This is a genomic window from Mesorhizobium hawassense, from assembly GCF_003289945.1.
Taxonomy (GTDB): Bacteria; Pseudomonadota; Alphaproteobacteria; order Rhizobiales; family Rhizobiaceae; genus Mesorhizobium; species Mesorhizobium hawassense.
In genome coordinates this window covers 26,050-37,935 of sequence record NZ_QMBP01000015.1, presented here as the reverse complement: position 1 = coordinate 37,935, position 11,886 = coordinate 26,050, and the positions used below count along the sequence as shown (strand labels likewise).

Annotated in this window: 11 protein-coding genes; 7 read left to right on the top strand and 4 right to left on the bottom strand. The window is 64.3% G+C overall.

Features of this window, described 5'->3' with window-relative positions; genetic code table 11:
* The first annotated feature begins 3 nt into the window (after positions 1 to 3).
* The gene (locus DPM33_RS26005; protein ID WP_112100263.1) at positions 4 to 567 is read left to right on the top strand and encodes a peroxidase-related enzyme; all 564 of its coding nucleotides are present in this window, start codon (positions 4 to 6) and stop codon (positions 565 to 567) included.
* Between the two features lie 194 nt (positions 568 to 761).
* On the top strand, positions 762 to 1,085 hold the full coding sequence (locus DPM33_RS26000; protein ID WP_112100262.1) for a YciI family protein: 324 nt from the start codon (positions 762 to 764) through the stop codon (positions 1,083 to 1,085).
* A 58-nt stretch (positions 1,086 to 1,143) separates the two neighbouring features.
* Here DPM33_RS26000 and DPM33_RS25995 read toward each other — a convergent pair whose 3' ends face one another.
* Positions 1,144 to 1,755, bottom strand: a complete 612-nt coding sequence (locus DPM33_RS25995; protein WP_112100261.1) for a LysE family translocator — start codon at positions 1,753 to 1,755, stop codon at positions 1,144 to 1,146.
* Between the two features lie 441 nt (positions 1,756 to 2,196).
* On the opposite strand from DPM33_RS25995, the gene DPM33_RS25990 reads away from it, so the two are divergent.
* On the top strand, positions 2,197 to 2,826 hold the full coding sequence (locus tag DPM33_RS25990; protein ID WP_112100260.1) for a DUF1062 domain-containing protein: 630 nt from the start codon (positions 2,197 to 2,199) through the stop codon (positions 2,824 to 2,826).
* A 49-nt stretch (positions 2,827 to 2,875) separates the two neighbouring features.
* Here DPM33_RS25990 and typA read toward each other — a convergent pair whose 3' ends face one another.
* On the bottom strand, positions 2,876 to 4,705 hold the full coding sequence (gene typA, locus DPM33_RS25985) for a translational GTPase TypA (protein ID WP_112100259.1): 1,830 nt from the start codon (positions 4,703 to 4,705) through the stop codon (positions 2,876 to 2,878).
* Positions 4,706 to 4,919: 214 nt separating this feature from the next.
* Here typA and DPM33_RS25980 point away from each other — a divergent pair, with 214 nt between their 5' ends.
* Positions 4,920 to 5,189 (top strand): hypothetical protein, encoded by a 270-nt coding sequence (locus DPM33_RS25980; RefSeq protein WP_245442389.1) that lies wholly within the window; start codon positions 4,920 to 4,922, stop codon positions 5,187 to 5,189.
* A gap of 158 nt (positions 5,190 to 5,347) precedes the next feature.
* On the opposite strand, the gene DPM33_RS25975 is transcribed toward DPM33_RS25980, so the two are convergent.
* The gene (locus DPM33_RS25975) at positions 5,348 to 6,922 is read right to left on the bottom strand and encodes an alkaline phosphatase D family protein (protein WP_112100369.1); all 1,575 of its coding nucleotides are present in this window, start codon (positions 6,920 to 6,922) and stop codon (positions 5,348 to 5,350) included.
* Positions 6,923 to 7,057: 135 nt separating this feature from the next.
* On the bottom strand, positions 7,058 to 8,341 hold the full coding sequence (locus DPM33_RS25970) for an MFS transporter (RefSeq protein WP_112100258.1): 1,284 nt from the start codon (positions 8,339 to 8,341) through the stop codon (positions 7,058 to 7,060).
* Positions 8,342 to 8,419: 78 nt separating this feature from the next.
* Here DPM33_RS25970 and DPM33_RS25965 point away from each other — a divergent pair, with 78 nt between their 5' ends.
* The 3 genes from DPM33_RS25965 to DPM33_RS25955 all read left to right on the top strand — a co-directional run bounded on the left by DPM33_RS25965 (position 8,420) and on the right by DPM33_RS25955 (position 11,836).
* The gene (locus tag DPM33_RS25965; protein WP_112100257.1) at positions 8,420 to 9,028 is read left to right on the top strand and encodes a TetR/AcrR family transcriptional regulator; all 609 of its coding nucleotides are present in this window, start codon (positions 8,420 to 8,422) and stop codon (positions 9,026 to 9,028) included.
* Positions 9,029 to 9,073: 45 nt separating this feature from the next.
* The gene (locus DPM33_RS25960; RefSeq protein ID WP_112100256.1) at positions 9,074 to 9,664 is read left to right on the top strand and encodes a hypothetical protein; all 591 of its coding nucleotides are present in this window, start codon (positions 9,074 to 9,076) and stop codon (positions 9,662 to 9,664) included.
* Positions 9,665 to 9,760: 96 nt separating this feature from the next.
* Complete coding sequence (locus DPM33_RS25955; RefSeq protein WP_112100255.1) at positions 9,761 to 11,836, top strand: 3-hydroxyacyl-CoA dehydrogenase NAD-binding domain-containing protein; 2,076 nt, start codon at positions 9,761 to 9,763, stop codon at positions 11,834 to 11,836.
* The last annotated feature ends 50 nt before the right edge of the window (positions 11,837 to 11,886 follow it).

The following is an 11,886-nucleotide window of genomic DNA, read 5'->3' as shown; positions in this document are numbered from 1 at the left end:
ACCATGACCGGCAAAATAACCGCGCTCGACCTTGTCCAGGCCGAGCTCAGCGAGGCGACGAAGGCCTATTTCGCCAAATGCCGGGATAAGCTCGGCCTCGTCCCCAACGTGCTGCTCGCCTACGCCTTCGACGAGAAGAAGCTGCGCGCCTTCACCGACATGTACAACGACTTGATGCTGGGCGAGTCCGGCCTGTCGAAGCTGGAGCGCGAGATGATCGCAGTGGTCGTCTCCTCGATCAACCACTGCTTCTACTGCCTGGCCGCGCATGGCGCGGCGGTGCGCCAGTTGTCGGGCGAGCCGGCGCTTGGCGAGATGATGGTGATGAATTTTCGCGCCGCCGATCTGTCGGACCGCCAGCGCGCGATGCTCGAATTCGCGGTCAAGCTGACGGAAGAGCCGGCCAAGATCGTCGAGGCAGACCGCGCCGCGCTGCGGCAAGCCGGTTTCTCCGACCGCGACATCTGGGACATCGCTTCGACCGCCGCCTTCTTCAACATGTCGAACCGGGTGGCAGCGGCCGTCGACATGCGGCCGAATCCCGAATACCACGCCATGGCGAGGTAGCGGTCGCCGCCATTATATTAGCGGCTTCGAATTTTTCGTTGCCGACCCCGCCTTTTGGTCCGATGATCAAGGACTGCGGCGCAGCCGCATGTCAACGATTGCGGCGTAGCCGCATATCTGACTGCGGCAAAAGCCGCATATCGCAAGCGGCGTGGCCGCATGCCGGTTCGACGCCGCCGACAAGGGAGGAGAACATGGCGAAATTTCTCTATGTCTATCACGGCTCCGGCAAGATGCCGACCGACGAAGCTGGACGGAAAGCCGCGATGGATGCCTGGACCGGCTGGTACGGCAAGCTCGGCTCGGCCGTGGTCGACGGCGGCAATCCGGTCGGCATGTCCAGGACCGTTCTGCCCAGCGGCAAGGTCGAGAACAATGGCGGCAGCAATCCGACAGCCGGCTACACCGTCGTCGAAGCCAGGGACATCGACGATGCCGTCGCCAAGGCCAAGGAGTGCCCGATCCTGATGGACCCCGCCTTCAGCGTCGAGATCGCGCCGATCATCGAAATGATGTGAGGCAAGCGGTTCAGGCCGGCCGCCGCAGGCAGCTATGCCTGAACATCAACGCACCTTTCTACCGCGCGGCGATTGCCGCGGCAGCGCCCGCCATCGTCGTGGCGCTGACGCGGTTGGCGATCTTCATGGCGCGCTTGCTCTTCAGGAGCCGGCGCGCCTGCGATGCCGCCAGCACCCAGGCCAGATCGATGACCACCAGCACGGCCGCCATGGTCACCGTCAGCTCGACCCAGCCGACCACGCTGACCGAGGCAAGGTCGATGATGGTCGGCAGCAGCGCCAGATAGAACATCATGATCTTCGGATTGCCCAATGTCACCGCCATGCCGGCAAAGAACAGTTTGCCGGCCGAATCCTCGCGCGGCATCTCGCCTTCCCTGGCCTCGACCGGCGCCGTCCACATCTTGAACGCCAGATAAGCAAGGTAGGCGACGCCAACCCACTTAACGACGACGAAGGCGTAGTGGAATGTCTGCGCCACGACGGCGAGCCCGAACACCGCCAGCGACAGCCAGATCCCTTCGCCGATCCACATCGCCAGCAAGAACGGGAAGACATCGCGAAACCCCTTCGAGATCACCCGCGCCACCAGTGCCGCGATCGACGGGCCGGGCGAGCCGGCGGCAACGAACAGAGCGGCGGCGAAGATCAGCAGCGAGGCGAGATGCACGGCGAACCTCTTGTGGTGGAGAACTCGGGCCTATGAAAGTAGCGCAACCACCGCCATGACGAAAGCCGGACGACTTGCCGGATGGACGGCACGCGGCTAGAAGAGCCGCCCGACATCCATTTTCGAGCATCACTTTGCCTCAGTAACCGCCGGTCTCGCCAACTCCTCCGAACGCACCGCAGGCGCGGCCATTGGCGCCGCCTGCTCCATTTCCACGTGTTCTTCAGGCGGCGGTTCGAGACCGGTTTGGCATTGCTGAGCCGCTGCGCGGAATCCGCGCCGACGCCTGACTTCAAAACAAACAGCCTTCGCCACGCCGTGCCCGCACGAGCATGATCCCGAAAAGTGGTACTCGGTTTTCGGAAAAGGTCATGCTCAACAAAAGGCGCATCTCGGACATTGCCGGCCTGACGGACTTCCCGACGGGAAGGGCCTACCGGCATGTCTTCTACTTTGCGCGTCCGCTGGACGATCGCGCCCGCAATCGCGCCTCGGCCGTTCATCAACTGCAACCGCTGCGGCGGCGTCAGATCGTATCGATGCAGCGAAAAATTCCGCGTCAACGCGAACGGCAAGCGCATCGACATATGGTTGATCTACCGCTGCACGGTCTGCGAGAATTCCTGGAATTTCGCCCTTCTGGAACGCCAAAACCGTCGCGACATCGAGCCGTGCCTCCTCGCTGCGCTCGAAAGCAACGACCCGGTGCTCGTCCGCCGCCTTGCGTTCGATACCCTGGCGCTCAGAAATCGGGTCGGACGGATCGAGGAATTTCCGGACGTCGCGGTCCGAAAGGAACTGCTGGACGGCAGGCCGGAATGCGCGACCGTCCTCGCGCTCGAGATCCGGCTCGAAGGGACGACGCCCTTGCGGCTCGATCGCCTGCTTGCCGGCGAACTCGGTATCTCTCGATCGAGGCTACAGGCTTGGAAGCAGCGAAGGCGGCTGACCGTCGAACCGGACGGCGCCAAGGCAATGCGGAAGCCGCTTCGCGACCGCTTGGCGGTTCGCCTTGATCTGGCGGAGGAGACGGATTGCGGCAGGGTCCTGTCGGCGGCCGCATGCCGCTGAAACGAAAAGAGGGAGCATCCGCTCCCTCTTTCGAACCTGGTCTCGAATTTTACGCCGCGCCCATCACCTTGGCGGCCTTTTCGAAACGTTTGCGCTCGTTCGGGTCGAGATAGAGCTTGCGCAGGCGGATGGTCTTCGGCGTCACCTCGACCAGCTCGTCGTCCTGGATCCAGGCCAGCGCGCGCTCCAGCGTCATACGGATCGGCGGCGTCAGCTTCACCGCTTCGTCCTTGCCGGCGGCGCGGATGTTGGTGAGCTTCTTGCCCTTGAGCACGTTCACTTCGAGGTCGTTGTCGCGGCTGTGGATGCCGATGATCATGCCCTGATAGACCTTGACGCCCGGGTCGATGATCATCGGGCCACGGTCTTCCAGGTTCCACATGGCGTAGGCGACGGACTCGCCTTGCTCGTTGGAGATCAGCACGCCATTGGTGCGGCCGGGCAGCTCGCCTTTGTAGGGCTCATAGGCGAAGAACAGCCGGTTCATCACCGCGGTGCCGCGCGTATCGGTCAACAGCTCCGACTGGTAGCCGATCAGGCCGCGCGTCGGCGCATGGAAAACGAGGCGCTGGCGATTGCCGCCGGAGGGGCGCAGCTCGACCATCTCGGCCTTGCGCTCCGACATTTTTTGCACGACGACGCCGGCATGTTCCTCGTCGACGTCGATGACGACTTCCTCCACCGGCTCCAGCAATTCACCGTTCTCGCCCTTCTGCATGACGACGCGCGGACGCGACACGGCAAGCTCGAAGCCCTCGCGGCGCATCGTCTCGATGAGCACCGCAAGCTGCAATTCGCCGCGGCCGGAGACGAAGAAGGAGTCCTTCTCGGCCGATTCCTCGATCTTCAGCGCGACATTGCCCTCGGCCTCGCGCAGCAGGCGGTCGCGGATGACGCGGCTGGTCACCTTGTCGCCTTCGGTGCCGGCAAGCGGGCTGTCGTTGACGAGGAACGACATGGTCACGGTCGGCGGGTCGATCGGCTGCGCATGCAGCGGCTCGGTCACGGCCGGGTCGCAGAACGTATCGGCGACGGTGCCTTTGGACAGGCCGGCGATGGCGACGATATCGCCCGCCTGGGCTTCGTCGATCGGCTGGCGCTCGAGGCCGCGGAATGCAAGGATCTTGGAGACGCGGCCGGTCTCGATCTGGGTGCCGTCATGATGCAGCACCTTGACCGCCTGGTTGGCCTTCAGCGTGCCGGATTCGATGCGGCCGGTGATGATGCGGCCGAGGAAGGGATTGGCCTCGAGGATCGTGCCGATCATGCGGAACGGACCGGGATGGACGGTCGGCGCCGGCACATGCTTGACGACGAGGTCGAACAGCGGCGCCAGGCCCTGATCCTTCGGGCCCTCGGGGTTTTCCGATACCCAGCCGTCGCGGCCCGAGCCGTAAAGGATCGGAAAGTCGAGCTGCTCGTCGGTGGCGTCGAGCGCGGCGAAGAGGTCGAACACCTCGTTGACCACTTCGATATGGCGGGCGTCCGGGCGGTCGATCTTGTTGATGACGACGATCGGGCGGAGACCCACCTTGAGCGCCTTGCCGACGACGAACTTGGTTTGCGGCATGGGGCCTTCGGCGGCGTCGACGAGCACGATCGCCGAATCCACCATCGACAGGATGCGCTCGACCTCGCCGCCGAAATCGGCGTGTCCGGGCGTGTCGACGATGTTGATGCGGGTGCCGTGCCAGTCGACCGAGGTCGCCTTGGCCAGGATGGTGATGCCGCGCTCTTTTTCGAGGTCGTTGGAATCCATGGCGCGCTCGGCGACGCGCTGGTTGTCGCGGAAGGCGCCGGACTGTTTCAGAAGCTGGTCGACCAGCGTGGTTTTGCCATGGTCGACGTGCGCGATGATCGCGATATTGCGGAGGTTCATTTTTCTGGTCTCGGGAACGTTGCAGGCAGCAGGCTTAAAAAGCGCCGCCTTTTTCGGTTGCGCGGCTCATACAGGGTTTTTCGCAATTGCGAAAGGGGAGGCCCGACCCCAAATACATGGTCACTGATTCTTAAACGTCTTGGTGTGAAATGATTCCGTTAACCAAGGCGGAACCTTTGAGGGGCCGGGCAGTTCGATGTTCATGAGCGATCAGATGTCCAGATTGCGTCCGGTTTTCGGGTGGGCAGCGCTTGGCGTGCTCGTCGCGGCGGGCGCCGCACAGTCGGCCGCCGCGCTCAGGGAAGCCGACCCGATCACGCCGCCCGATGCCAGAACCGCGCAGCAGATGTTCGCCGACGCCCCCGACGGCGTCGATCCGATCGTCACCGGCCCGGTCAGCGCCGCCTTCAGGCAGCGCCAGAAGGATGCCAACTGCGACACGGCGGTTTGGCCCAACATCCCCAGAGCTTGCTACCCGGACTGACGCCCTTCATCGCATTTCCGAATTCTGGACCGCCGCGACGCTTTCGCATCACGGCACGGATCGCAGCGGCTTGAGCGGAGCGTGCGTTAAGTACGTGAGCACCGGAAGCGCAGGAAACCATCGTTCGCAGGCCGGCATCACCTGAATATCGACACAGCCTAAGCCGACCGCACCGGGTCCAGCGTGACCTTGTAAAGCTCGTTGTCGTCGCGATCCATCAGCCGCACGGTGAGCTGTTCGGTGGCGCCGGAAATATCGACCAGGCCGAAGAACTGCAGGCCGGCCGACGGCGGCAGGTTCTGGCCCTGCTCGGCGGTCGGCGCCTTGATGAACTTCAGCTCCGGCCCGAAGGTCATGTCGAGGTCGTTGGGGCCGAACGTGCCGGCGTGGATCGGGCCGGAGACGAATTCCCAGAACGGATTGAAATCCTGGAACTGCGCCTTGTCGGGGTTGTAGTAATGCGCCGCCGTGTAATGCACGTCCGCGGTGAGCCACACTGTGTTGGTGATGCCGGCGGTCTTGATGAAGCGCAGCACGTCGGCGAATTCGAGCTCGCGCCCCTTGGGCGAGCCATTGTCGTTGTTGCTGACGGCCTCGAAGCCGACCTTCTTCGCCGCGTCGTCCCAGACGACGAGGCTGAGCGGCATGTCGGCGGCGATGATCTTCCAGGTCGCCTTGGAGTTGGCCAGCTCGCGCTTCAGCCATTTGGACTGCTCCTCGCCGATCATGCGCGACTTCGGCGTCAGCGTTTCATCCAGATTGGGGCCGTTCGGGCCGCGATAGGAACGCATGTCGAGGAAGAAGACGTCGAGCAGCGGCCCATGCGAAATCTTGCGGTAGACGCGGCCCGGCTCCGACGGCTCGTAGCGGATGGTCGTCATCTCATGGAAGGCGCGCGCCGCCCGCGCCGCCAGCAGATGGATCGACTTTTCCTTGTAGCGGTCGTCCTTGCTGAGGTCCTTCGAGTCCGACCAGTTGTTCAGCACTTCGTGGTCGTCCCACTGGTAGAAGGTCGGGCAGATGGCGCTGAGAGCCAGCACATGTCTGTCCATCATGTTGTACTTCCACTGGTCGCGGTATTCGTCCAGCGTCTCGGCGACCTTGCGCTTGCCGTCGATCAGCACGACGTTCTTCCACTTGCCGCCGCCGGGCAGGTCGACCTCGTCCTTCATGGCGCCGTCGGCATAGATCGTGTCGCCCGAATGCAGGAAGAAGTCGGGCGTGTGCCTGGCGATGGTCGAGTAGGTCTTCATGCCGGTCTCGTCGATGCCCCAGCCCTGGCCGGCGGTGTCGCCCGACCAGGCGAAGCGCACATCGCGCTTCGAGGACGGCGCGGTGCGGAAGCGGCCGACGATCGGTTCGGACACGGCATTGATGTCGGAAAGATCGGCCGCGACCATGCGGTAGAAGACATCCTGGTCGGAGGCGAGATCGGTGAGCAGGCGCTTGGCCGTGTAATCGCTGGCCGGCGAGGTGTCGAGCGCGGCCAGCCTGGTGGCGTTGGCGAAGCTTTCGGTCGTCGACACTTCATACATCACGCGCGCCGGGCGGTCTGTGCGGGTCCACACCATGCCGGACGTGGCGTCGACGTCGCCGGACTGAACGCCGTGTGTGAAGGCCGGCCGCTGGTTGGCGCGGGAATAGTAGGGCAGTGCAAGCCCCGAGGCACCGACAAGGCCAAAGGCGCTGGCCGAGGTGACGAAGGCGCGGCGGGTCATCGAAAGCTTGTTCATGGCTGTCTCCAGGATGGCGTCGAACATCCCGGCCAAGCTCCCGCCTCAATGTTTCAGGCGCATATCGGAACCATGAAGTTTTGATAACAGTGAACAGAACTGCTGATCTCCCCCCTCGTGGGGGAGATTGGCTGTTCAGACCATCTGCGGCTCCGGCTCGAAAGCCGGCCTGCTGGTGTTGATCAAGAGCGAGATACAGGCCGCCGCGATGCCGGTCATCCCTGCGATCAGGAACGCCAGCTCGTAATTGCCCTGCAATTCCCGCATGGTGCCGCCGAAGGCCGCCGCCGCTGCCGCGCCGATCTGGTGGCCGGCGACGATCCAGCCGAAGACGATCGGGCCGCTGCGGTCGCCGAAGGCCTCATTGGCGAGCCTGAGCGTCGGCGGCACGGTGGCGATCCAGTCCAAACCATAGAGTACGGCAAAGATGATCAGGCTGGTTCCCGAGAAGCCGGAATAGGGCAGGTAGATCAGCGATAGGCCACGGATGGCATAATAGACGCCGAGCAGCTTGCGCGGATCGAAGCGGTCGGTGAGCCAGCCGGACAGCGTCGTGCCGATTAGGTCGAAAATGCCCATCAGCGACAGCAACCCGGCCGCCTGTACCTCGGGAATGCCCATGTCGCCGCAGAAGGCGATGAGATGCGTGCCGACCAGACCGTTGGTGGTGAAGCCGCAGATGAAGAAGGTGGCGAACAGGTACCAGAACACCCGCGTGCCCGCTGCGCGGCGCAGCGTGTTCAGCGTATGCGCCAGGAAGTTACCCTGCGACGCAGGCGACACCGGCGGCACGTCGTTGGCATCGGCGCCATAGCGCACCTGCCCGATCGAAGCGGGGCGCTCGGGCACCAGCAGCAACACGAAGGGTATCAGCGCCGCGGTTGCGATCGCGACCGCGATGGCCACCGGCTTCCAGCCGCCACTCTGCGCCAGCGAGGCGATGACCGGCAGGAACACCAGCATGCCGGTGGCGCTGGAGGCAGACATCAGGCCCATCATCAGACCGCGATTGGTCTTGAACCAGCGATTGACGATCGTGGCGCCGAGCACGCTCGCCACCGCGCCGGAGCCGATGCCGGAAAACACGCCCCAGGTGATGAAGAGATGCCAGGGCTGCGTCATGAACAGGCTGAGCACCGTCGATGCCGACATCACCAGCAGCGCGCCGAGCAGCGTGCGGCGGAGCCCGATGCGTTCCATCAGCGCCGCCGCGAACGGCCCTGTCAGGCCATAGAGCAGGATGCCGACGCTGGCGGCCCAGGAGGTCACGTCGCGACGCCATCCGAAGCTTTCTTCCAATGGGACCATCATCACCGACGGCGCCGAGCGAAGCCCGGCCGCGATCAGGAGACAGAAGAAAATGACGGCAACGACGACGAAAGCGTAGCGCTGGCCAAACGGACGGGATTGAGCTATCATGTTACTGACCGGTACGTTGCAATGGGATGGCGCCATACATACGTACCGGTCAGTAACATTGTCAAGCGGGTTATTTGCATGCCATCCGACAATAAAATTGAAGCGTCGATCAACGAGACCCCCGCTCCAAGGGCGGCGGACAAGATCCTCGACGTGGCGCGCGACCTGTTTTATCGCGAGGGCATCCGGGCGATCGGCGTCGACGAGATCGTCAGGCGCGCCGGCGTCACCAAGCCGAGCCTTTACCGCAGCTTCCCATCCAAGGATGAGCTCGCCGCCTCCTACCTGCGCAAATATGATTTGGAATTCTGGGAGCGCTTCGACGAGGCCGTCGACGCGCATCCCGGCAATCCGCGCGCGCAGATCATCGCTTTCCTGACCCGCGTCGGCAAACGCACGCAGAAGCCGGATTACCGCGGCTGCGGCATGACCAACGCGGCGGTCGAATATCCCGAGCGCGGGCATCCCGCGCGGGTGGTGAGCGAGAACAACAAAATTGAATTGCGCCGGCGCCTGCGCGCCATGGCCGCCGCGATGGGCGCCGGCGATTCCGACACGCTGGGCGACGGGCTGCTGCTCCTCATCGAGGGCGCCTATATCAGCGGCCAGCTTTTCGGCCTTGGCGGACCTGCCGCGGCGGTCGCCTGCAACGCCGACCTCTTGATCGAAGCCAGCTTGAAGAAATAGCAAACGGCGTTACGCTTTCGGCAACTCGAAACGGAGTTGTCAGCGATGCGCGCCCTTCTGATCCCGCTTGCTCTCGCCGGTTTCTGCCAGGCGGCCCAGGCCGGTGAAATCTCCAGCGCCTACACCGATCTCGATTCGAAGAAGGACTGCGTGACCTACGCCCAGGCCGCGGAAGGCGACGGCGACTGGGCGAACCTCGTCTGCTCCGGCTATCGCGGCTACCCGGTACTGATCGGCTACGACGATGCGCGCGAATCCGTCTATTACGGCTTCCCGTCGGACGACATGACACCGGTCTGGGAGAGTTTCACCGCCTTCAACGGCTCTGGCCCGAAGGTGGAATGGCGCATCGAGGCCAATGGCGACGTCGCCATCCCCTTCGCCGCCATCCATCGCCGCTCCGTCAGCGACCCGCAGGACGAGAAGAAATCGACCGATGTGCTGGTCGTCGCCAAGGTCGCGCAACCGGAAGATCATCAGGGCTGCACCGTCGGCCTGGTTTTGGCCACCGGCAACCCGCAGGCCAACGACCAGGCGCGCAAGCTGGCCGACGAAAAGGCGAAGACCTTCGTCTGCGGCAAGGACAAGCGCGAAGTGATCGGCGACGTGCCTCCCTTCGGCCGGGTGGATAACTAACCGCTTCCCCTAACCATTGGGCCAACGCCGGATTGGGTTCCCATTCGAAGGCCCGCCTAGTAAACCCTTGCGCGATCGCAGCCGGGAGGTTTCCGCTTGTCCAGTTCTGTCAACGTCGCGAACGAGAACGGCGTGGCGATTGTCATAATCGACAATCCGCCGGTCAATGCGCTGAGCTTCCATGTCCGCAAGCCGCTTTACGAAGCGCTCGCAGCACTGCGCGACGATCCAGGCGCCAAGGCCATCGTCATCGCCTGCGCCGGACGCACTTTCGTCGCCGGCGCCGACATCACCGAATTCGGCAAGCCGGTCGAGCAGCCGGAGCTGCGCGCCATCATCGCCTTGCTGGAAACGGTTCCCAAACCGACGGTCGCCGCCATCCACGGCACGGCGCTGGGCGGCGGGCTGGAGCTGGCCCTCGGCTGCCATTTTCGCGTCGCCGATCGCGGCGCGAAGCTCGGCCTGCCGGAGGTGAAGCTCGGCCTGCTGCCGGGCGGCGGCGGCACGGTACGGCTGCCACGCCTTGTGGGTGCCGCCAAAGCGCTCGGCATGATCGTGTCCGGAACGCCGATTTCGGCAGGCGAGGCGAAGGCGGCCGGTCTCGTGGACGCCGTTGTCGACAGTGATCTCTTGGCGGAGGCGATTCGTTTCGCTGGCGAAATGGCCGACCGGGGCGGGCCGTTCGTGCCGGTGCGTGACCGCAATAATCGCCTCGCCGAGACCGATCTTTCCGCCTTCGACGCCCAGGCGGCTGAGTTGGCCAAAAAGGCGCGCGGACTGGACGCGCCGCGTGCCTGCGCCGAGGCCGTGCGCAACGCGATCACCTTGCCGTTCGACGAGGCGCTTGCGGCCGAGCGGCAACTCTTCCTAAAACTCGTTTCTGGCGACCAGTCGCGCGCGCAGCGCCATCTGTTCTTCGCCGAACGCGAGGCCGCGAAAATTCCTGGCAAGGATTTGCAGAAGCGTACGGTCTCGCGCGTCGGCATCATCGGCGCCGGCACCATGGGCGGCGGGATCGCCATGGCCTTTGCCAATGGCGGCTTGCAGGTGACCCTGCTGGAGACGAGCGACGAGGCTCTGCGGCGCGGGCTGGCGACAATCGAGAAGAATTACATCGTTTCGGTCAGCCGTGGCTCGCTGACGGAGGAGGCCAAGCGGCAGCGGCTCGGACTGTTCAAGGGCAGCACCGACTATACCGATCTCGCCGACTGCGACCTGATCGTCGAGGCCGTGTTCGAGGACATGGCGGTGAAGAAGGAGGTGTTCGGCAAGCTGGGTGCGATCGCCAAACCCGGCGCGATCCTCGCCACCAACACCTCCTATCTCGACGTCGACGAAATCGCCGCATCGACCTCACGTCCCCAGGATCTGCTCGGCATGCATTTCTTTTCGCCGGCAAATGTCATGAAGCTGCTGGAGATCGTGCGCGCCGAAAAGACCGCGCCCGAGGTGTTGGCGACGGTCACCGATCTCGCGCGGCGCATCGGCAAGGTGGCGGTCGTCGTCGGCGTCTGCCACGGCTTCGTCGGCAACCGCATGCTGTCCGCGCGAGGTTCAGAAAACGAGTTCCTGCTGCTCGAGGGCGCGACGCCCGGCGAGGTCGACAAGGCGTTCACCGATTTCGGCTGGCCGATGGGACCGTTCCAGATGGGCGATCTCGCCGGCCTCGACATCGGCTGGCGCAACCGCAAGGCGCGCGGCCAGACGGCGGTGATTGCCGACACGCTGTGCGAGCAGGGCCATTTCGGCCAGAAGACCGGGCGCGGCTGGTATCGTTATGAGGCTGGCGCGCGCGAGCCGGTTGCTGACCCGGAAGTCGAGGCGCTGATCCGTGCCAAGGCAGCCGAACGCGGCATTGCCCGGCGCGAGATCGGCGCGGAGGAGATCATCGAGCGCACGCTCTATCCGCTCGTCAACGAGGGCGCGAAGATCCTTGAGGAAGGCGTCGCGGGTCGGGCCTCCGACATCGATGTCGTCTGGGTCAACGGCTACGGATTTCCGATCGGCAAGGGCGGGCCGATGTTCTGGGCCGGGCTTGCAGGCGCCGGCAATATCGTCGAGCGGCTGGAACACTGGCACCGGCAAACAGGACGGGCGATTTTCGAACCGGCGGCGATGTTGCGGCGATTTGCCGAGACGGGGTCGTGGGAGAGTGCTGGCGGAGCCCGGTAACTTCGTCATTCCAGGGCGAAGCGAAGCGTAGACCCTGGAATCCATGCCGT